Origin of the sequence: Bacillus sp. LB7 (assembly GCF_030449715.1) — a bacterium.
Lineage (GTDB): Bacteria > Bacillota > Bacilli > Bacillales > Bacillaceae > Bacillus > Bacillus paralicheniformis.
On record NZ_JASGCA010000002.1, the window covers coordinates 267,818 to 286,508 of the forward strand.

The window sequence follows — 18,691 nt, forward strand, 5'->3', positions numbered from 1 at the left end:
AGAGGCATTCTGAACCGATCAGGATGCCTCTTTTTTAGAGTTTGTGATTTTTTCATTGATATGGATGTAAAGGTTTGATCCCAAGAACAAAACGAGCAAAATATACACCCATTTTGCCGGCGTTTCCCAGCCCTCGAAAAAAGGCAGAGCGGCAATGTATGTTTGCCCTTTTATGATGGCAAATGCCAATAATGCCACAGAGGTGACGAGAGCGAGCCCTTGTAAAATGAGCGTTTTTGCACTTCGTTTTTTCAAATCGTTCCATACGTACATCAGCACGAAAACCAGGGAGGCCACTGAGATGATATCATTCGCTGTGCCGTTGATCTTGAGTCCTGCCCGGAGAAAAAGATTCAAACCTACAGATGCCAAAAATCCGTAAAATCCGATTGTTTTAAGCAAGATGATTCCCCCTCAAACCATTATAGAGGGAGATAAAGGAAAAGCCAACATGACAGGCTGCATTTATTCATTCTAAAAACGGCTGATCTTCAGGAGGAATCGTCATGCTGGCTTTGGTTTAAATATCGGCATGCGGTGAAGAAAGTTTAGCTTTTATTTCGGATCTGTGTATCGTCTTGCCGCCTGTTCCTTTTGGCTTCGGCAAAGAAAATTGCCGGATAAGCGGCCAAAAGCAGCAAGGTAATGAAGGCGACGATTCCCGGCCATTTAAAATGAGTCCAGAAGAAGCCTCCGAAAGACCCTGCTAAGCTTGAGCCGAGATAATAGCTCAGCAAATAAAGAGAGGAAGCTTGAACGCGCTGTTCGCCGGCCGTCTGCCCAACCCATGAGCTTGCGATCGAATGCGACCCGAAAAATCCAAATGTAAAGACAGCGATTCCGGCGATTTTCAGAGAAAGCTGAGGCAGAAGCGTAAGCAATGCGCCTCCCGCGATAATGGCAATCCCGATTTTCAGCATCAGCGGGCTGCCAAAACGGTCGGCTTTCTTTCCCATATAAACGGAACTGATTGCCCCTGCCAAATAAACGATAAAGATGAACCCGATGACAGTTTGAGAGAGTCTGTACGGAGGTCCCATCAATTGAAATCCGATATAATTGAACAGCGTAACAAAGCTTCCCATTAATAGAAATCCGAGTGAAATAATCGACAGCAGCCGTTTGTTCATCAAGACGGCAGAGTAGGCGAGGCTAGCCTTTTTCATGCTCGTTTTTCGCTTAGCGGAGTGCTGTGGCCGGGGCAGCAAAATCCAAAACAAATAGCTTAATAGCACTGATAATCCCCCGATGATTCCAAGCGCTGCACGCCAGCTGAACAAGTCTGTCAAAAGGCCGGTCAAAAGCCTTCCGCTCATTCCTCCAAGGCTTGTGCCGCTAATGTATAACCCCATCATTTTCCCGAGCCCTCGCGGATCAAATTCCTCTCCGACATAAGTCATGGCGATCGCGGGTACGCCTGCAAGGAAAAAGCCAAGCAGCCCTCTCATCACCAAGAGCGCCGCGAAGTTCGGACTAAAGGCGGTCAAGAGGCCGAGCACAGATGTTGCAAACAGGGATATTGCCATAATCGTCTTCCGGCCGAATCCGTCAGATAAAGCTGCTGCCGTAAGCAGTGCAAAAGCCAATATACCTGTTGAAATGGATAAAGTTAAGCTTGCAGCTGCCGCCGATATGCCGAATTCCTCCGCAAACAGAGGCATGAGCGGCTGTGTGGTGTAAAGCGTGGCAAATGTCACAAAACCGCTGATGAATAAGGCGATGCTTGCTTTTTGATAATCTTTCGTATGCAGCTGTATGTAAGTCATGGTAGCTCCTCTTTTCCAGAATGACAATCTATGTTTCATGGTACGCTTTCATTTGTGATGTGTCTAATTTATAATATCTATCAACATCATGCATTCTAGTTATGAAGGAGCGGATGAGCATTGGAACTCTATCAAATTGACCATTTTATTGCCGTGAGCAGGCATAAACATTTTACAAAAGCCGCCCTGGAACAAAGGATTTCCCAGCCGGCTTTGAGCAGGTCGATCAAAAAGCTTGAAGAAGAATTGGGCGTCCCGCTGTTTATTCGAAAAACAAAATCGATCCGCCTAACAAAGTACGGCGAGCAGTTCCTCATCAAAGCGAAACAGGCCCGCCTTGCTCTTGACGAAGGCGTCCAGCAAATCAGGGAAAGCGTCAATCCGAATGCCGGGGAAATCTCGGTATCTTTTTTGCATACGCTTGGTTCACGCCTGATGCCGCAGCTGATTGCCGGTTTTAAAAAGAAATACCCGAATGTTGCGTTCCGTCTGTATCAGGCCGCAAATGAACATCTTCAGCATATGGTGGAGACGGGCGAGGCTGATATATGTCTCAGCTCACCACCCCTTCCAAACGAACTTCTTGAATGGACGGTGCTGGATACTGAACCGCTTTACCTGGTGCTTCCCGCCGACCACCCGCTCGCAGATCGGAAAGAAGTCGCGATCAGATCCATTGCCCATGAGGACTTTGTCGGTTTTAAGCCGGGTTATGGTCTTCGATATGTGTTTGATCAAATGTGCCGGGAACTGTCCATCAGCCCGAAGCTTGCGTTTGAAGGGGAAGAAGTGTCGACGATTTTGGGCCTTGTGTCAGCAGGGCTCGGTGCGGCGATCCTGCCGAAAACGGCGGAACACATCCATTCTCCGGTGGCATTTTGCCGAGTGTCAGACTACCGTTCTGAGAGGACGATCGGTCTCGCCGTTTTGAAAGACTATTATTTATCGCCGGCGGCACGCAACTTTAAAGAATTTGTCATCGAATACTATCGACGGAATGAGCGGCCTGATCAGCCGTAAATCAAATAAAGACTTCTCATGGTGACAATTATCCTTTATATTGATAATGATAATTATTATCAATTGGAGGGTTGAACATGACGAAAAAGCAGTATTCTTATATATTGACCGTTTTACTCGCATTTTCTGTTTTTCTTTCAGGCTGTCAAAGCGGCCAAAAACAGACGGCATCAAAGAACGAAGAGAAAACAAGAGTGGTGAAAACAATCAACGGAAATGTCACTGTACCGGCCAATCCGAAGCGCGTCGTTACGATAGGCTATGCCGGGACCATGCTTGCATTCGGGATCAAGCCGCTTGGAGAAACAGGGAAATATCTTGAAAGTCCCTATATTAAAGATCATATTTCAGAAATAAAGAATATCGGGGGAAAAGACGGTTTTTCAGTATCTGTGGAAAAGATTCTTAAGCTTAAACCCGATTTGATCGTATCGATGACAAATGACAAAAAAGAATATGAAAAGCTCTCAAAAATCGCTCCGACTGTCGTTTATCCGTTCGGCACGTTTAAAAATGCACGCGATGAAATGAAAACGTTTGGCACGCTGCTCGGCAAGGAAAAGGAGGCCCGGGAGTGGACGAAAATGTATAATCAAAAAATGAAAGTCGCCCGCGCGAAAATCAAAGATGCATCTGTTCAAGGCGAAACGTTCTCTTTAATCGGCGCATATGCAAAATCTGTGTAATGTCTACGGGGCCTACGGGTATCGGGGCGGAGAGGCGATCTATACGCAGCTGGGACTGACGCCGCCTGAATCTGTTAAAAAGGATGCCATTGATACAGCTGATGGATATAAAGCCATATCTTTCGAAGTTCTGTCGAAATATGCCGGAGACTACATATTTGTCGATGAATCATACAACGGAAAGCTTGATCAGGACAATCCGGTTTGGAAGTCGCTTGACGCGGTGAAAAAAGGCAAGGTCTTTTTCCTCGATCCGGACAGGTTCTGGCCGTATGATCCAAACGCTGTTCAGGCGCAGGCCGAAGAAATCGCGGACATGATTTCCAAGAAAGCGAAAAACGAATAGAAAAGCGGGGAGCCGAAAAGAATGATCCGGCTTCCCGCTTTTTCATTTTTCATAATGCTGAAATTGAATATCCAGTGTCCGGAGGTACGTTTGCAGGCCCGCATCTTGGATGGGGATGATATAGGCCGCTTCACCTGACTCATTATGGTGGGAATGCCATAATCCCGGCGGTGTAATGAAGGCTTTTCCGGTTACCCAGTCAATCCGTTTCGGATCGATGATTTCCTTTGTGTCCGGATCGATTTTGCTTCCGACTAATGTGTACGTGCCTGGTGCGGCATAGGCGACAAAATCGAGAGCCACCGACTTGTGGCTGTGGGGCGCTTGATTGGAGCCGGGAGGCACGATGCCGAACATCGCCCACAATACATGGGTGATCGTCAACGTTTGATCGAATATATCATTGTTTAAAAGAACGGAAATACGGTTTCGGAAACGGGCGTCAGGAGCGGCGGCCGCTTCAGCCAATTTTGCTTTTGCCTGTTCTGCGGTGTAGAGGGTTGGTTGAAAGCGGGATTCCGACGGCTTTACGCCCAAGTAATGCAGGAGAGGTGAATCGGTGATGTAATAAATGGCTGCATCTTCTGCTGCGGTATGCCGGCTGCTTGAACCGGCAGGCAAAGTCAAAAAATCGCCTTTCTGCCAGTGAATCGTATCTTCGCCCGCTTCGGTACGCCCTGCGCCGCTGACAATGTAATATAGTTCGCTTGTCGCGCGGGGGGCGGTGTGAATCGTGTCGCCTGAACGAATCTTGATGAAGTGGGCGAGAAGGGAAGGGCTTGAAGCGGGATATTCCGTCTTCAGTTCTTCAGAGATGTCCAGCGGGATGATCCGCGTTTCACCTGTCTCATACAATTCAGGCCCGAACTCTTTCACAGGAACCGGACTGATTATTCCGCTTCCAATCGGGTCAGAGGCAGTGGTATACTCGAAAAAACGGGCATGTTTCGTCAAATGCTCGGCTCGGGTTTCAAATTGAGAATGCATTGAAAAACCTCCTGTTATTTTTTTGATAATTCAATCATATCTCATTTGGAAGATGCTAGTAAACCATTACATTGATAGAAACAGATACGGAAAAGAGGGATTAGATTGGGAAAAGGATTGAACGGCAGAAGAATTGCCATCGGAGCATCGCGAAAAACGGATGAAATGAGCACATTAATTAAAAAGCAAGGCGGAGTTCCCGTCGTACGCTCCCTTCAGGGTACCGTGTTTTTGGCCGAAAAAGAAGTAGGTCCTGATTTGCGAGCCTTTGTTGAAACGGGAGCCGACTGGGTGATTTTTACGACCGGAATCGGGACGGATACGCTTGTCAGCCTAGCTGAGAAACTGGGGATCGGTGAGCGCTATTTGCAAGCGATCCGCGGGGCGAAGGCGGCATCGAGAGGCTACAAAACAATCGCCGCTTTAAAAAAGCTCGGCATTACGCCAGTTGCGGCGGATGAAGACGGCACTACCAAGGGACTGATCGACTCGCTTCAATCCCACGATTTTTCCGGGAAACGGGTGATGGTCCAGCTTCACGGCGAAAACGCACCGTCACTGCTTCAGTTTTTGGAAGAGAAAGGTGCAGCCGTTGTTCCGCTTCTGCCGTATCGCCATGTTGCCCCGGACCGGGAAACCGTCGCTTTATTGTGCAGCGAGATCATCAACCGTGAAGTGGATGCGGTTTGCTTTACAACAGCCGTCCAAGTCCGCTCGCTTTTTCATTTTGCGAAAGAAAACGGCTATGCGGAGAAAATTGTTCAATCTTTTCAAGACCGCGTGTTGGCGGCCGCTGTTGGAAAAGTGACGGCAGAAGCTTTAAGAGAAGAAGGAGTTGAACGCCTGCTCGCTCCCGGCCTCGAACGGATGGGAGCGATGATTGTGGAGCTGGCGCGGTTTTATGAAACGGAAGAGGAAATCAAAACTCAGTAAGTGCGAAGGAAATCAGCAGATTGGGGTGTGAGAGCCTCCTTGGGAGGCGCTGCCATGTATGCAGACCCAAAAGGAAAAAAGCCGCAGACGCAAGCTTGCCGTGAGCTTTCTTTTTCTGGGCCGTGATACTTTTTGTGAATCATGCTTTTGAATATGTTGATCGTGAGCCGTTGGTTTCAAATTTTTCTGTTTTGCTGGGTTTGAGTCTCGCCGTGTTTTTTCTGCCGTATCGCCTGGTCAAACGGCTTGCAGCCGCAAAAACAAGAGAAACGCTTCGCCGATGAGCCGAAGCGTTTTTTGCTTTATAAAACAAATCGATCTGAAACGAATACAGCGCCGTCTTCATTAAAAATCCGGGCGGGCTTTGTTCCGATGACCCGGATGTCTGAAGTGCTTGCGGCGATTCCCGTTTCTTCAGGCAAGGCGATGACGGGCGTGTCAAAAGCATGCCTATACCTTTCAATCAGCGGATCATGTTCAACCTTGTAGTGGCACCAAACCGCATAGTCTCCCAGGAGCTTTAAGCCGTTAAAATCGCGCAATCCGCAAGCGTTGCGATCCATATAAGAGCAAGTCATGATGTTCTTTCCGAGAATGATGGCGCCGGCGCTTCCGCCGTAAATGACGCCGCCGCTTTCGGCATAGCGCTTTAAAACCTCGATAAAGTGAGATTCAATGAATTGTTTGAGCAGACGAAACGTATTTCCTCCGCCGATATATACGGCAGAAAACGCGTCCAAATCGTGCCCGGTTTTGTCTTTGACATCCGTCCACATCACGATATTTTTAACGCCGAGCGGGTGAAAGAGCCGGCTGATCCAATCGAAGCCGTCACCATACCTGTCGGCGTCCATGGCAATCGGAATATACAACAAAGGCTTATGAGGGCAGAGGCTCCCGGCAAAATGCCGATCCAGCCGTTCGGTTTGGTGCGCATCCCCGCCTCCGGAAAGAAACCATTTTCCCATCCTGACCTCCATCCATTTATTATGTTTCCTTTAATTGTTCATTCAGCACGCTGTCCTCCAATACGGCAAATTTGTCTCCATACACTTTCGTAATATGTGTTTCGCCCCAGGCGCACAGTGAATCCAATATGTCTTTAAGCGTCCATCCGTATTCGCTGAGTTCGTATTCGACCTTCGGAGGCACCTGCTGGTACACGATCCGGTTGATGACGCCGTCCTCTTCCAGTTCGCGCAGCTGCTGGGTCAGCATTTTCTGCGTAATGTTCGGCATCAGCCGCTTCAGCTCGCTCGTGCGTTTTTTGCCGTGCGTCAAATGGCACAAAATCACACATTTCCATTTACCGCCAATTACTTCGAGTGTAGCTTCGACAGATATATTGTACTTTTTCTGCTTCATGTTCTCCTCCAAACCATAGGAACTGAAAAGTACCTATCTAACTTTTTGGTTCCTATCGCACTTAAAAGTACGTACTTTTTTTTATAGATGATATGTATCATAATATCATTTGCCGGCAGCCATTTGCTATACATTAAAAACGAAAGGGGGAAAAAGAATGACTTCTGTTCATGATAAAAAACGCAGTACATTAGCGCTTTTAGCCTTGGCGGCCAGCGCATTTGCCATCGGGACAACCGAATTCATCAGCGTGGGACTTCTGCCTTTAATTGCTGATGACATGAACATTTCAGTGACGACCGCAGGGCTGACTGTATCGTTATACGCTTTAGGCGTGACAGTCGGCGCCCCCGTATTGACATCTGTCACATCGAGTATGCCGAGAAAAGCGCTGCTGCTTGTGATTATGATTATTTTTATGATCGGCAACGGGCTTGCGGCATGTGCCGGAAGCATCGGTGTTTTATTAACCGCCCGCGTGATTTCCGCGTTTTCTCATGGCGTATTTATGTCAATCGGTTCAACGATTGCGGCAAGCCTGGTCCCGGCGGATAAAAGAGCCGGAGCGATATCGATTATGTTTACCGGTCTGACGATTGCGATGATTACCGGAGTTCCCATCGGCACGTTCCTCGGTCAGCTGTTCGGCTGGCGGATTGCTTTTGCGGTGATCGTCGCAGTCGGCACACTGGCGTTTATCGCCAACAGCTTGCTTGTTCCGGCCGATTTGCCAAAAGGCGTCCGAACATCTATCAAGAGCCAGTTGAAACTTGTAACCAATGGCCGTCTGCTGCTTTTATTCATCATTACGGCGCTTGGTTATGGAGGAACATTTGTTGTTTTTACGTATTTATCCCCGCTGCTTCAGCATGTGACGGGATTTAAACAGGAAGCTGTTGCCGTCATTTTGCTTGCTTACGGCATTGCCGTCGCGCTCGGAAATATCATCGGAGGTAAAGCGGCCAACCAAAAACCGCTTACTGCATTATTCTATATGTTCATCGCCCAAGCGGTTGTGCTTCTCATCTTAACGGCGGCTGCTCCTTATCAGGCAGCGGGCTTTATCGTCATCATGCTGATGGGATTTTTAGCATTTATGAATGTCCCCGGGCTCCAGTCCTATGTGGTAATTCTGGCTGAACGGTTTGTTCCGGGGGCGGTAGATGTCGCATCAGCTGTCAATATCGCTGCATTCAACGCCGGGATCGCGATCGGATCTTATACAGGAGGCGCCATCACACAGTCGATCGGTTTGATTCACACTCCATGGGCCGGAGCTTTGATGGTGCTCGGCGCCGTCGCGCTGACGGGCTGGAGCAGGGCGCTGGAACGACATGACCAAAAACAAAATCAAGCTTTAAAGAAAAACTGCGCATGATGTATACAAAAATATGAGGAGGCCAATTAGATGACGGCAAAAAATCTGCAAGATCGAATCACATTGAATAACGGGACGGACATGCCCTGGTTTGGACTAGGCGTGTTTAAAGTAGAGGAAGGGCCCGAACTGGTGCAAGCCGTAAAAACGGCAATCAAGCACGGCTACCGCAGTATCGATACGGCAGCCATCTACGGAAATGAAGAAGGGGTTGGCCAAGGAATTCGCGAAGGGTTGAAAGAAGCCGGAATTTCTAGAGAAGACTTGTTTGTTACGTCAAAGGTCTGGAATGACGATTTAGGCTATGACGAAACGATTGCAGCCTACGAAGCGAGTCTCGAAAAGCTCGGGCTCGATTACCTGGATTTATACCTGATCCACTGGCCGGTTGAAGGGCGCTATAAAGCGGCGTGGAAAGCCCTTGAAACTCTTTATGAACAAGGGCGCGTCAAAGCAATCGGCGTCAGCAATTTTCACGTTCACCATCTGGAAGACTTGCTGAAAGATGCCGCCGTCAAACCGGTCATCGACCAGGTCGAGTATCACCCGCGGCTCACGCAGAAAGAGCTGCAAGCGTTTTGCCGTTCGCACAGCATCCAGCTTCAAGCATGGTCGCCGCTGATGCAAGGCCAATTGCTCAGCCACCCGCTGCTGAAAGATATCGCGGACAAGCACGGCAAGACACCTGCTCAAGTCATTTTACGCTGGGATTTGCAAAACGGAGTCATCACCATTCCAAAGTCGACAAAAGCGGAGCGCATTGCCCAAAACGCGGACGTATTTGATTTTGAACTGACCTTCGAGGAAATGAAGCAAATTGACGGGCTGAATGAAAACACCCGTGTCGGTCCTGATCCTGATAACTTTGACTTTTAACAAAAAACGGCCCCGTTCGAATTTCCGAGCGGGGCTTCGACACATTTTTTATCCGCCGTTTTTCACAGGTAAAGGCCATAACATGAAAGAGAAAACGAGATATTAAGAGAAAATAGAAGGTAATAAGTCATAAAATGTGTAAAAAAGGTTATAAAATTGATAAACGAGGAAATTTGATCATTTATGAAACTTTACACGATGATTGAACGGGCGTAATATAAATCTCATCAAAAAACTGAATAAAATTTCCAATTAACGTAACCGCTGAATTCCAATTGGAAGCGGGGGAACCAATTTTTTGTGGCGCTGCCACTTGGGGTGAATCCTTTTCAAGGTAAGGTGACTCTTTGCACCTGAATCCGACAGCTAACCTCGCAAGCGTTTAAAGAGAACCAAAAAACGTGCATAAAGCACGGTTTCTTAACTGTGCCCAAAAAAGCCGTAAGAGGTTTGTTCTCTTGCGGCTTTTTTTCGTGCAAAAAACATGAAAGGAGGTGAGCGGAGTGCTGGATATCGTGATGCTGGCCATTGTCGCATTTTTAGCGGAGGTGATGTTTCTATTGCTAAGATGGGCGGGGAAAACCGCTGATCAATCATAAATGTGAAAGGAGTGATTGCCATGACGCTATTGGCAGCGGGAGCAGCCGCCATGTTTGTCTATTTGACTTATGCTTTATTGAATCCTGAGAAATTTTAATTGTACACAAATTGGGGGTATTGAAATGACGACGCTCATATCCATCTGTTTTATCCTGCTTGCCGCATTGCTGGCAGCCAAACCAATGGGGCTTTACATAGCGAAGGTATTTGACGGCGCCCCGTCCAAAATCGACCGGTTTTTCCTTCCGGCGGAACGCTTGCTGCTGGAGCTGGGCGGAGTAAAAGGAGAAAACCAATCGTGGAAGAAATACGCCGCCGCGCTGGTACTCACGAATACGGCGATGATTTTCATCGTTTATCTCGTTTTTCGTCTGCAGGGTGTACTGCCTTTAAATCCTGAAAAGGTCGCGGGAATGGAACCTACACTGGCTTTTAATACGGCAGTCAGTTTTATGACGAATACAAATTTGCAGCATTACAGCGGCGAAAGCGGTCTGTCCATGCTTTCGCAGATGATTGCGATCACCTTTTTAATGTTTGCCGCTCCCGCTACGGCGCTGGCAGCCGCGGTTGCGATGATTCGGGGGCTCGCCGGGAAACCGTTCGGCAACTTTTTTGTCGATTTGGTCCGTTCGATCACGCGGATTTTACTGCCGATCACAGTTGTGGTGTCGCTTGTTTTCGTCGCCCTAGGCGTACCGCAGACGCTTGACGGTTCCGTGACAGCCCATACGGTGAGCGGAGGTGAGCAGTCCATTGTTCGGGGGCCGGTGGCGTCCTTTTTATCCATCAAAGAGCTGGGGAACAACGGCGGGGGGTATTTTGGCGTCAACTCTTCTCATCCATTTGAAAATCCGAATGGATGGAGCAATGCGATTCAAATTTTATTAATGCTCTTGATTACCATCTCACTGCCGTTTACGTATGGGAAAATGGTTGGGAATCTGAAGCAAGGCCGCATTCTTTTTGTATCCGCAGGTCTTTTGTTTTTGCTTTCAGCCGGGGCAGCTTTCATGGCGGAATCGCAAGGCAATCCCGTCATCAATCAGCTCGGAATCGAGCACACAGAAGGCAGCATGGAGGGTAAGGAAGTGCGGTTTGGAACATTGAATTCAGCTTTTTATGCGATGGTTACCACCGCAAGCGAGACAGGGGCCGTCAATACGATGCACGACACGCTCACGCCACTAACGGGTCTTTTGGCATTGCTTAATATGATGCTGAACACGGTGTTTGGCGGAATAGGCGCCGGATTGATGAACATGCTTCTATACGCGATGGTTGCGGTTTTTCTGTCGGGCTTAATGGTCGGAAGAACGCCTGAGTTTTTAGGCAAAAAAATTGAAGGAAAAGAAATGAAGCTTTTAGCCGTTACTCTGCTGATTCATCCTTTGTTAATCTTAGGGGCGTCAGCGCTTGCCGTCATGACGCAAGCGGGTCAGGCTGCAATTTCAAATCCCGGATTTCACGGGATCAGCCAGATTTTATACGAATATACGTCTTCAGCCGCGAATAACGGTTCAGGATTTGAAGGGCTCGGAGACGCGTCGCCTTTTTGGAATATAACAACGGGAATTGTGATGTTTATCGGCCGTTATTTCTCAATTGTCACACTGCTCGCAGTTGCGGGGTCACTTTTGAAAAAGCAAACCGTTCCGGAAACAATCGGAACATTTCGCACCGATTCAAGCCTGTTCAGCGGGATTTTTATCGCTTCGATCCTGATCGTCGGGGCTTTAACATTCTTTCCGGTGCTTGTGTTAGGACCGGCCGCAGAATATTTAACATTACGATAAGGGGGCTTTACTCATGAACGATTTGCATCATTCCAGTCAACAGGCCACACCGGATGCCGTTCACACAACAAAGCAAACGATGAACGACACGATCATCAAAGATGCGGTCAAACATGCCTTTTTAAAATTAGATCCGCGAACTATGATCAAAAATCCGATTATGTTTGTCGTAGAAGTCGGATTTTTCATAACGGTTCTGCTTTCCGTGTTTCCCCGGTTTTTCGGCAGTACGGCGGCTCCCTGGTTCAATCCGGCGGTTTCTTTCATTTTGCTGATCACCGTGTTATTCGCGAATTTCGCGGAAGCGCTGGCTGAAGGAAGAGGAAAGGCGCAGGCCGATTCTTTAAAACAGACGAAAAAAGGGATTTCGGCCAATAAAGTAATGGATGACCGCATTGAGAAGGTAGCGTCTGCCGAGCTTAGAAAGGGGGACATCGTCATCGTCTCCCAGGGAGAAATGATACCTGGCGACGGTGAAGTCATCGCGGGTCTCGCATCAGTAGACGAATCGGCCATCACGGGAGAGTCTGCTCCGGTCATAAAGGAAGCAGGCGGTGATTTCAGCTCTGTTACGGGAGGCACCCGGGTCGTCAGCGATTCGATTAAAGTCAAGATCACGAGTGATCCGGGTGAAACGTTCCTCGATCAGATGATCGCTTTAGTCGAAGGGGCTGAAAGGCAAAAAACGCCGAATGAAATCGCGTTGAATACGGTTTTAACGAGCTTAACGCTGATTTTTCTGATCGTTGTTGCGACACTCCCGTTTTTCACGTCCTATCTCGGTTTTCAAATTGATCCCGCCGTCTTGATTGCCCTGCTTGTCTGTCTTATACCGACGACGATCGGCGGGCTCCTGTCAGCCATCGGGATTGCGGGAATGGATCGCGTGACCCGCTTCAACGTTCTGGCGATGTCGGGGAAAGCTGTCGAGGCTGCGGGCGACATTAACACGATTGTTCTTGATAAAACAGGGACGATCACTTTTGGAAACCGGATGGCCGGGGAATTTGTTCCTGTCGGAGATGAATCGCTTCAAACCGTTGGTGAATATGCGGCGCTTGGCTCCATCCATGACGAAACACCGGAAGGACGCTCAGTCATCGAACTCGCTGATAAACTCTCGATTCATTATGACTCGTCCGTTGCTGAAGCAGGAGAACCGATTGAATTCAAGGCGGAAACGAGAATGAGCGGCGTGAACCTGCCTGACGGAAGGCGTATTCGCAAAGGCGCTGTCGATGCCGTGAAAAAGTGGGTGATCAACAATGGCGGAACGATACCTTCGAATCTCGATCTGGAAAGCGAACGGATTTCAAAAGAAGGCGGAACACCGCTGGCAGTAGCGGCAGACGGAACAATCTTCGGTTTGATCTATTTAAAAGACACCGTTAAACCGGGCATGAAAGAGCGCTTTGCCGAGCTTCGCAAAATGGGATCAAAACGGTGATGTGCACAGGCGACAATCCGTTAACGGCCGCTACGATCGCAAGGGAAGCGGGCGTTGATGACTTTATTGCCGAAAGCAAGCCCGAAGACAAGATTAATGTGATCAAGCGCGAACAATCTGAAGGAAAGCTTGTCGCCATGACGGGCGACGGAACCAATGACGCGCCCGCACTTGCGCAGGCTGATGTCGGTCTTGCCATGAACAGCGGCACAACAGCTGCCAAGGAAGCAGCGAATATGGTGGACCTTGATTCGAATCCGACAAAAATCATTGAAGTCGTCTCGATCGGAAAGCAGCTGCTTATGACGCGCGGCGCTTTGACTACGTTCAGCATCGCAAACGATATCGCCAAATATTTTGCCATCATCCCGGCGATGTTTATGCTGGCGATTCCCGAGATGAACGCGCTGAACATCATGAGGCTTGGTTCGCCGATTTCAGCAATCTTATCTGCGCTGATATTTAATGCGCTGATCATCCCGCTTCTTGTGCCTTTAGCCATGAAAGGAATTGCTTATAAGCCGATGAGCTCAAATGCTTTGCTGGCCCGCAATTTATTGATCTATGGCCTCGGCGGCGTCATCGTCCCTTTCATCGGAATCAAGCTGATCGATATGCTGCTTCAGATTATGTTGTAAGGAGGAATCGTCATGAAAGAAATCGGAGTAATCTTCAGAATCAGCCTGCTGTTAATGCTGGTTTGCGGGCTTGGATATCCGCTCGCGTTGACAGGGATTTCACAGGCTGCCATGCCTGGAAAGTCAAATGGAAGTCTTGTGTATGACCGGCAGGGGAATGTGATCGGCTCTGAACTCATTGGCCAGCGGTTTAGAGACCCGCGGCTCTTTCAAGGAAGGGAATCCAGCATCAAGTATGATGCCGCAGGATCTGGATCCCCAAACGAAGCGCCGTCAAATCCCGATTTGCTGAAACGGCTGAAAGCTTCAATTGAAAAATGGAAGGAGGAAAACCCTGATGTTCCGATCAGTAAACTGCCGGTCGATTTAGTCACGAACTCCGCTTCGGGATTAGACCCTGATATCAGTCCCGACGGGGCGATGGCGCAAATTCCGAGAATCAGCCGTCTGACAGGACTGCCGGAGAAAGAGCTTGTGCAGCTTGTTCATCAGCATACCAAAAGCGACTTCTTAAGTGAACCGCGCGTCAACGTGCTGCTTCTCAATATCGATTTAAAAGAAAAACTGAAGTAGAATGCTGCCCGGTGTCTGATCATACGACACCGGGAAAAACAAACTTGATGAGAAAACGGAGATGCTGCAATGCGGACAAAAAACACCCGTGATTATCGAAGGAAGACGCCGGGAGAACTGCTGGCCGAAATTGAACAGCTGAAAAGAGGGCATTGGACCATTTATATCGGTTCTGCGCCGGGAGTCGGAAAAACGTATCGGATGCTCCAGGAAGCACACGATTTAAAGCGTGAAGGGATCGATGTCGTGATCGGCCTTGTCGAAACGCATCAACGAAAAGACACGGCCGCACTCGTCAAAGGTTTAGAAGTCATTCCAAAACGAAACATTTCATATAAAGGGATAACGATGGGGGAAATGGATGTCGATGCGATTATTGACCGGAAGCCGGACCTTGTGCTTGTCGATGAACTAGCACACACCAATGTGCCAGGTTCGAAAAATGAAAAGCGGTACATGGACGTTGAAGATATTTTACAGGAAGGCATCAACGTGCTGTCCGCCGTCAATATCCAGCATATTGAAAGCGTCCATGATATCGTTCAGCATGTCACCGGGGTGAAAGTGAGAGAACGGATCCCGGACCGCGTGTTGGAATTGGCGAATGAAGTCATCTTGATTGACGTCACTCCGGAAACATTGCAAAAGCGGCTGCAGGAAGGAAAGGTATATGAAAAGCATAAGATACAACAGGCTTTAACCCATTTTTTTACGAAAAATAATTTAGCTGCGTTGAGAGAGCTCGCCTTGCGTGAAGTTGCAGATGATGTGGATGATCGTCTGGAGCGGACGAACGGAAGCCTCCGGCCGAGGGGAACGAATGAAAAGATTTTGGTGTGCGTCCAGCACGGAAAAAATGCCGAAAAACTGATACGGCGCGGATGGAGAATCGCAAGCCGGCTGAAGGCCGATCTGCTCGTTTTAAACGTGTCGCGCACGTCAAAGGAGCAGTTGGCCCCGACAGAACGGGATAAAATCGGGCAATGGGAGACGCTCTGTGCACAATTCGGCGCCAAATTCATTTTTAAACACTCAAACAAAAGGCGCATTTCTGAAACGATCACTGATACAGCGAAACAGCACGGCATTACACAAATCGTGCTCGGCCAATCCGCCCGATCGCGATGGGAAGAAATCAGAAAAGGCTCGATTGTCAACAGCATTATGAGGCATACAGACGGAATCGACCTTCACATTGTCTCGGATGAGAAAGCTTGAGATCGGGATGCCGTTGTTAAAGGATGTTCAGCGGCGCCTGCGGCCTCCAGTATCAGCAGTTCTTTTTTCATCTCCAATCCGCCCCGGTATCCCGTGAGCTGTCCGTTTTTGCCGATAACCCGATGGCACGGCACTACCATTAACAGCGGATTTGCGCCGATCGCCGTACCTACGGCCCGGACAGCGTTCCGCTTTTGTATATGCCCGGCGATATCGGAATAGGAACGCGTGCTGCCGAAAGGAATTTCGGAGAGCGCCTGCCACACGGCTAGCTGAAAAGGCGTTCCGGCAAGGTCGACAGGAAAGCTGAAATGAGTCCGCTTGCCATCTAAATACGCCTGAATCTGCCCGGCGTATTCTGCCAATCCTTTGTCATCCCGAATGAAAACTGGCTGTGCGTACCTTTTTTCAGCCCAAGCGGCCAGCTCCCCGAAGCCTTGATTCCCTCCCCCTGTAAAACAGAGCCCGCGGGCAGTCGCCGCAATGTGAATCTGCGAGCGGCGGCAAGTCAGCGTACGCCAGTATACGATTTGATCTTCCATATGTTTACCTCCGTTTCATTTGCCGGTATGACGTCGGTGATTGCCCTGTTTTCTTTTTAAACAAAGCGGCAAAATAATCCGCATTCCCGATGCCTACCATTGAGGCGATTTCTGCGATCGTTCGTTCAGAATGGGCAAGCAAATCGAATGCTTTCTCAATCCTTTTCTGCAGGATATATTCTGCCGGCGAGACGCCTTTGATTCGTTTAAACGTCCGCTGCAGATGAAAAGGGCTGATATGGCACCTGTCAGCCAAAGCTTGCAGAGACAGCGGATCGCGATAAGATTCCTCGATGATTTGCACCGCCCGCTGTGCCAGCTCTTCATCCGGCAGCAGCACCCCGGCCGGATTGCAGCGTTTGCAGGGGCGGTATCCTTCTGATAAGGCATCTTTTGCATTGAAAAAGATTTGCACATTTTCGATTTGCGGAACTCTCGATTTGCAGGAAGGGCGGCAAAATATCCCGGTCGTTTTGACCGCGTAATAAAAAACTCCGTCATAGGCGGAATCGTTTTCCGTAATCGCCCGCCACCTTTCAGGCGTCAATCGTGATTTGCTGTTCATATCTTCACCCCGATCTATGTCAGTATAACCTAAATGAAGGCCGGAGGTGGAGAGGCGGAGAATGGCACAGCAAGAAGACAAAGAAGAAGAAGAGGGACTGTTGCTTGGACCTATGAAACGCGCCACAATTCATTTACAATACAGGATGAGGTGAGAATATTGCCGAAATCAGTGAAGCAGGCCTCCTAAAATAAAAATCTATATTTTAGGAGGCAAAACATGAATTTTCAAACAATCGAGCTCGACACTTGGTATAGAAAACCTTATTTTGACCATTACATGAAGGAAGCGAAATGTTCTTTCAGCATAACGGCAAACGTCAATGTGACAAATTTGCTCGCTGTACTCAAGAAAAAGAAGCTCAAGCTGTACCCGGCTTTTATTTATATCGTATCAAAGGCCATTCATTCGCGTCCCGAGTTTAGAACAACGTTTGATGACAAAGGACAGCTGGGCTATTGGGAACAAATACATCCGTGCTATACAATTTTTCATCAGGACGACCAAACGTTTTCCGCCCTCTGGACAGAATACTCAGATGATTTCTCACGGTTTTATCGTCAATATCTTCAGGATGCTGAGCGCTTTGGAGACAAAAAGGGCTTGTGGGCTAAGCCGGACATCCCGCCCAATACGTATTCAGTTTCTTCTATTCCATGGGTGCGCTTTACAAACTTTAATTTAAACCTAGATAACAGCGAACACTTGCTGCCGATAATTACAAACGGGAAATATTTTTCAGAAGGCAGTGAAACATTTTTGCCCGTTTCCCTGCAAGTTCACCATGCAGTGTGTGACGGCTATCATGCCGGCGCTTTTATGAACGAGTTGGAACGGCTTGCCGCCGATTGTGAGGAGTGGCTTGTGTGACAGAGGAAAGGCCGATAGGATTCGGCCTTTTTTTATGCACTTCTTAGCGGGTCTCTTAACATCTCTCCCTGCTGTTTGAATTTACTCACGGCATTTGGAACGCCGGCACTCAACAAACTTCCGGTAATGAAAATCATGAACCAAACGGATCGTCGGCCTGATTAACAGTTGAAAGCTGCCGATCACAAACATCCATATTCCCGCCGGCTTCAGTTCCTCGGAGAAAAAGCAGAAGCTCCCGACAAGAAATAAAAGACCGATGAGAAAATCGTTTAATGTATGAAGAACTTTGTATCTTTTTTTGAAAAAGAGTTCGTATCGATTGTTTTGGTTTTGCGGCATTGCTTGATCCCTCCAGTCCTTTTATTACCCTGCCGGAAGCAGGAATGAAACGTCGGTATGCATAGGATTTATGAATAAGGAAAAATATATGGAAAATAAACATCGAGGAGTGAAAAATATGCGGTTATTCATATGTGCATTGTGCCTGTTCGGCATGATTGTTCCGACATTTGAAACGAAAGCGCTGACGTTTGAAGAATTACCGGTTAAACAGGCTTCAAAACAATGGGAAGTTCAAATCGGTAAAGCCGAAGCCGGGAACGGAATGGCGAAGCCGGAAAAAGGAACGTTTCATACTTATGCTGTCGAAATCAAAAACATTGGACACGATGTAGCTTCGGCGGAAATTTATCTCTACCGGAATGAGCCCAATTCTTCGACGAAATTTTCGCTTTGGAACATTCCTCACGACAATGCGGTCTCTTTAGCCAAAAGCTTAAATGACGGAAGCCCTGTCAAGCACCGGAATTTGCTATTGGCAGAGAAAGCGACCGAATTGGAAGTGGACTTGATTTGGACGGAAAAAGGGAGAGAAGGCAGACTTTTAAAGGAATCGTTTATTTTCAAAGGGAGATGAATCATGAAGAAAGAGGCCGTTGAACCGTCAACGGCCTTTTTTGTGAAGATTAAGGCAGCCGGTCGTTCGGCCAACATGATATCGAAGTGAACGTTGATCAGCAGAGCTTTTCACAAAACATTTACATGTAGAGAAAAATACGGGATGTTTTCACCAATATTTTCTC

The 18,691-nt window shown here is 48.2% G+C and carries 20 protein-coding genes, 1 pseudogene and 1 riboswitch; of the genes and pseudogenes, 13 read left to right on the forward strand and 8 right to left on the reverse strand.

The annotated features are described in order from the left end of the window. Positions 1 to 18: 18 nt before the first annotated feature. Positions 19 to 402 (reverse strand): YoqO family protein, encoded by a 384-nt coding sequence (locus QMZ64_RS03860; RefSeq protein ID WP_265626136.1) that lies wholly within the window; start codon positions 400 to 402, stop codon positions 19 to 21. Between the two features lie 146 nt (positions 403 to 548). Continuing rightward, positions 549 to 1,766, reverse strand: coding sequence for an MFS transporter (locus tag QMZ64_RS03865; RefSeq protein WP_301441134.1), 1,218 nt, complete (start codon positions 1,764 to 1,766; stop codon positions 549 to 551). 120 nt (positions 1,767 to 1,886) lie between these two features. Between QMZ64_RS03865 and QMZ64_RS03870 the strand changes: the two genes are divergently transcribed. From QMZ64_RS03870 to QMZ64_RS03880, 3 genes are all read left to right on the forward strand, one after another. After that, positions 1,887 to 2,786, forward strand: coding sequence for a LysR family transcriptional regulator (locus QMZ64_RS03870; protein ID WP_020452373.1), 900 nt, complete (start codon positions 1,887 to 1,889; stop codon positions 2,784 to 2,786). Positions 2,787 to 2,863: 77 nt separating this feature from the next. Then, a complete protein-coding gene (locus tag QMZ64_RS03875; protein WP_265626138.1) occupies positions 2,864 to 3,472 on the forward strand; it encodes an ABC transporter substrate-binding protein in 609 nt (202 codons plus the stop codon). Further along, positions 3,456 to 3,818, forward strand: coding sequence for an ABC transporter substrate-binding protein (locus tag QMZ64_RS03880; RefSeq protein ID WP_265626139.1), 363 nt, complete (start codon positions 3,456 to 3,458; stop codon positions 3,816 to 3,818). Before QMZ64_RS03875 ends, QMZ64_RS03880 begins: the two co-directional genes overlap by 17 nt. A 42-nt stretch (positions 3,819 to 3,860) precedes the next feature. Here the strand turns inward: QMZ64_RS03880 and QMZ64_RS03885 are convergent, their stop codons facing one another. Beyond that, on the reverse strand, positions 3,861 to 4,805 hold the full coding sequence (locus QMZ64_RS03885) for a cupin domain-containing protein (protein WP_265626140.1): 945 nt from the start codon (positions 4,803 to 4,805) through the stop codon (positions 3,861 to 3,863). 105 nt (positions 4,806 to 4,910) lie between these two features. Between QMZ64_RS03885 and QMZ64_RS03890 the strand changes: the two genes are divergently transcribed. Then, positions 4,911 to 5,738 carry a uroporphyrinogen-III synthase gene (locus tag QMZ64_RS03890; protein ID WP_265626141.1) on the forward strand — a complete coding sequence of 276 codons (828 nt, stop codon included), beginning with the start codon at positions 4,911 to 4,913 and terminating at the stop codon, positions 5,736 to 5,738. 302 nt (positions 5,739 to 6,040) lie between these two features. Here QMZ64_RS03890 and QMZ64_RS03895 read toward each other — a convergent pair whose 3' ends face one another. Both QMZ64_RS03895 and QMZ64_RS03900 read right to left on the reverse strand, forming a co-directional pair. After that, the gene (locus QMZ64_RS03895) at positions 6,041 to 6,706 is read right to left on the reverse strand and encodes a peptidase E (protein ID WP_243942916.1); all 666 of its coding nucleotides are present in this window, start codon (positions 6,704 to 6,706) and stop codon (positions 6,041 to 6,043) included. A gap of 19 nt (positions 6,707 to 6,725) precedes the next feature. Then, complete coding sequence (locus QMZ64_RS03900; protein ID WP_043926545.1) at positions 6,726 to 7,103, reverse strand: winged helix-turn-helix transcriptional regulator; 378 nt, start codon at positions 7,101 to 7,103, stop codon at positions 6,726 to 6,728. Positions 7,104 to 7,260: 157 nt separating this feature from the next. Between QMZ64_RS03900 and QMZ64_RS03905 the strand changes: the two genes are divergently transcribed. From QMZ64_RS03905 to kdpDN, 7 genes and pseudogenes are all read left to right on the forward strand, one after another. Next, positions 7,261 to 8,481 carry an MFS transporter gene (locus QMZ64_RS03905; RefSeq protein WP_265626143.1) on the forward strand — a complete coding sequence of 407 codons (1,221 nt, stop codon included), beginning with the start codon at positions 7,261 to 7,263 and terminating at the stop codon, positions 8,479 to 8,481. A gap of 30 nt (positions 8,482 to 8,511) precedes the next feature. Then, entirely contained in the window at positions 8,512 to 9,357 is an 846-nt protein-coding gene (locus tag QMZ64_RS03910; protein ID WP_265626144.1) for an aldo/keto reductase, read from the forward strand. Between the two features lie 252 nt (positions 9,358 to 9,609). After that, positions 9,610 to 9,752: riboswitch (cyclic di-AMP (ydaO/yuaA leader) on the forward strand. Between the two features lie 224 nt (positions 9,753 to 9,976). Continuing rightward, positions 9,977 to 10,054 carry a K(+)-transporting ATPase subunit F gene (gene kdpF, locus QMZ64_RS23165; RefSeq protein ID WP_116523382.1) on the forward strand — a complete coding sequence of 26 codons (78 nt, stop codon included), beginning with the start codon at positions 9,977 to 9,979 and terminating at the stop codon, positions 10,052 to 10,054. A 25-nt stretch (positions 10,055 to 10,079) separates the two neighbouring features. Beyond that, positions 10,080 to 11,753, forward strand: coding sequence for a potassium-transporting ATPase subunit KdpA (kdpA, locus tag QMZ64_RS03915; RefSeq protein ID WP_265626146.1), 1,674 nt, complete (start codon positions 10,080 to 10,082; stop codon positions 11,751 to 11,753). A 79-nt stretch (positions 11,754 to 11,832) separates the two neighbouring features. Then, a pseudogene (gene kdpB / locus QMZ64_RS03920) lies at positions 11,833 to 13,553 on the forward strand (potassium-transporting ATPase subunit KdpB); the annotation flags it as partial. A 297-nt stretch (positions 13,554 to 13,850) separates the two neighbouring features. Continuing rightward, entirely contained in the window at positions 13,851 to 14,411 is a 561-nt protein-coding gene (kdpC, locus tag QMZ64_RS03925; RefSeq protein WP_265626147.1) for a potassium-transporting ATPase subunit KdpC, read from the forward strand. A 69-nt stretch (positions 14,412 to 14,480) separates the two neighbouring features. Then, complete coding sequence (gene kdpDN / locus QMZ64_RS03930; protein WP_265626150.1) at positions 14,481 to 15,629, forward strand: KdpD-like non-kinase potassium sensor; 1,149 nt, start codon at positions 14,481 to 14,483, stop codon at positions 15,627 to 15,629. Here the strand turns inward: kdpDN and QMZ64_RS03935 are convergent. Both QMZ64_RS03935 and QMZ64_RS03940 read right to left on the reverse strand, forming a co-directional pair. After that, positions 15,602 to 16,171 carry a methylated-DNA--[protein]-cysteine S-methyltransferase gene (locus tag QMZ64_RS03935; protein ID WP_265626152.1) on the reverse strand — a complete coding sequence of 190 codons (570 nt, stop codon included), beginning with the start codon at positions 16,169 to 16,171 and terminating at the stop codon, positions 15,602 to 15,604. The two genes, kdpDN and QMZ64_RS03935, sit on opposite strands and share 28 nt — an antisense overlap. Positions 16,172 to 16,175: 4 nt before the next feature. Further along, positions 16,176 to 16,736, reverse strand: coding sequence for a bifunctional transcriptional activator/DNA repair enzyme AdaA (locus QMZ64_RS03940; protein WP_265626153.1), 561 nt, complete (start codon positions 16,734 to 16,736; stop codon positions 16,176 to 16,178). A 219-nt stretch (positions 16,737 to 16,955) separates the two neighbouring features. Between QMZ64_RS03940 and catA the strand changes: the two genes are divergently transcribed. Next, on the forward strand, positions 16,956 to 17,606 hold the full coding sequence (gene catA, locus QMZ64_RS03945; protein ID WP_265626154.1) for a type A chloramphenicol O-acetyltransferase: 651 nt from the start codon (positions 16,956 to 16,958) through the stop codon (positions 17,604 to 17,606). A gap of 81 nt (positions 17,607 to 17,687) precedes the next feature. Here catA and QMZ64_RS03950 read toward each other — a convergent pair whose 3' ends face one another. Continuing rightward, positions 17,688 to 17,948, reverse strand: a complete 261-nt coding sequence (locus QMZ64_RS03950) for a YrhK family protein (protein ID WP_265626155.1) — start codon at positions 17,946 to 17,948, stop codon at positions 17,688 to 17,690. Between the two features lie 118 nt (positions 17,949 to 18,066). Here QMZ64_RS03950 and QMZ64_RS03955 point away from each other — a divergent pair, with 118 nt between their 5' ends. Further along, positions 18,067 to 18,525, forward strand: a complete 459-nt coding sequence (locus tag QMZ64_RS03955) for a hypothetical protein (protein ID WP_265626157.1) — start codon at positions 18,067 to 18,069, stop codon at positions 18,523 to 18,525. Positions 18,526 to 18,691: the final 166 nt, after the last annotated feature.

Excerpts from the sequence above, each read along its gene's own strand:
- QMZ64_RS03865 (WP_301441134.1), bottom strand. The coding sequence starts at position 1,766 with ATGACTTACATACAGCTGCATACGAAAGATTATCAAAAAGCAAGCATC.
- QMZ64_RS03875 (WP_265626138.1), top strand. The coding sequence starts at position 2,864 with ATGACGAAAAAGCAGTATTCTTATATATTGACCGTTTTACTCGCATTT.
- QMZ64_RS03880 (WP_265626139.1), top strand. The coding sequence starts at position 3,456 with ATGCAAAATCTGTGTAATGTCTACGGGGCCTACGGGTATCGGGGCGGA.
- QMZ64_RS03885 (WP_265626140.1), bottom strand. The coding sequence starts at position 4,805 with ATGCATTCTCAATTTGAAACCCGAGCCGAGCATTTGACGAAACATGCC.
- QMZ64_RS03895 (WP_243942916.1), bottom strand. The coding sequence starts at position 6,706 with ATGGGAAAATGGTTTCTTTCCGGAGGCGGGGATGCGCACCAAACCGAA.
- QMZ64_RS03900 (WP_043926545.1), bottom strand. The coding sequence starts at position 7,103 with ATGAAGCAGAAAAAGTACAATATATCTGTCGAAGCTACACTCGAAGTA.
- QMZ64_RS03905 (WP_265626143.1), top strand. The coding sequence starts at position 7,261 with ATGACTTCTGTTCATGATAAAAAACGCAGTACATTAGCGCTTTTAGCC.
- QMZ64_RS03910 (WP_265626144.1), top strand. The coding sequence starts at position 8,512 with ATGACGGCAAAAAATCTGCAAGATCGAATCACATTGAATAACGGGACG.
- kdpF (WP_116523382.1), top strand. The coding sequence starts at position 9,977 with ATGACGCTATTGGCAGCGGGAGCAGCCGCCATGTTTGTCTATTTGACT.
- kdpA (WP_265626146.1), top strand. The coding sequence starts at position 10,080 with ATGACGACGCTCATATCCATCTGTTTTATCCTGCTTGCCGCATTGCTG.
- kdpC (WP_265626147.1), top strand. The coding sequence starts at position 13,851 with ATGAAAGAAATCGGAGTAATCTTCAGAATCAGCCTGCTGTTAATGCTG.
- kdpDN (WP_265626150.1), top strand. The coding sequence starts at position 14,481 with ATGCGGACAAAAAACACCCGTGATTATCGAAGGAAGACGCCGGGAGAA.
- QMZ64_RS03935 (WP_265626152.1), bottom strand. The coding sequence starts at position 16,171 with ATGGAAGATCAAATCGTATACTGGCGTACGCTGACTTGCCGCCGCTCG.
- QMZ64_RS03940 (WP_265626153.1), bottom strand. The coding sequence starts at position 16,736 with ATGAACAGCAAATCACGATTGACGCCTGAAAGGTGGCGGGCGATTACG.
- catA (WP_265626154.1), top strand. The coding sequence starts at position 16,956 with ATGAATTTTCAAACAATCGAGCTCGACACTTGGTATAGAAAACCTTAT.
- QMZ64_RS03950 (WP_265626155.1), bottom strand. The coding sequence starts at position 17,948 with ATGCCGCAAAACCAAAACAATCGATACGAACTCTTTTTCAAAAAAAGA.
- QMZ64_RS03955 (WP_265626157.1), top strand. The coding sequence starts at position 18,067 with ATGCGGTTATTCATATGTGCATTGTGCCTGTTCGGCATGATTGTTCCG.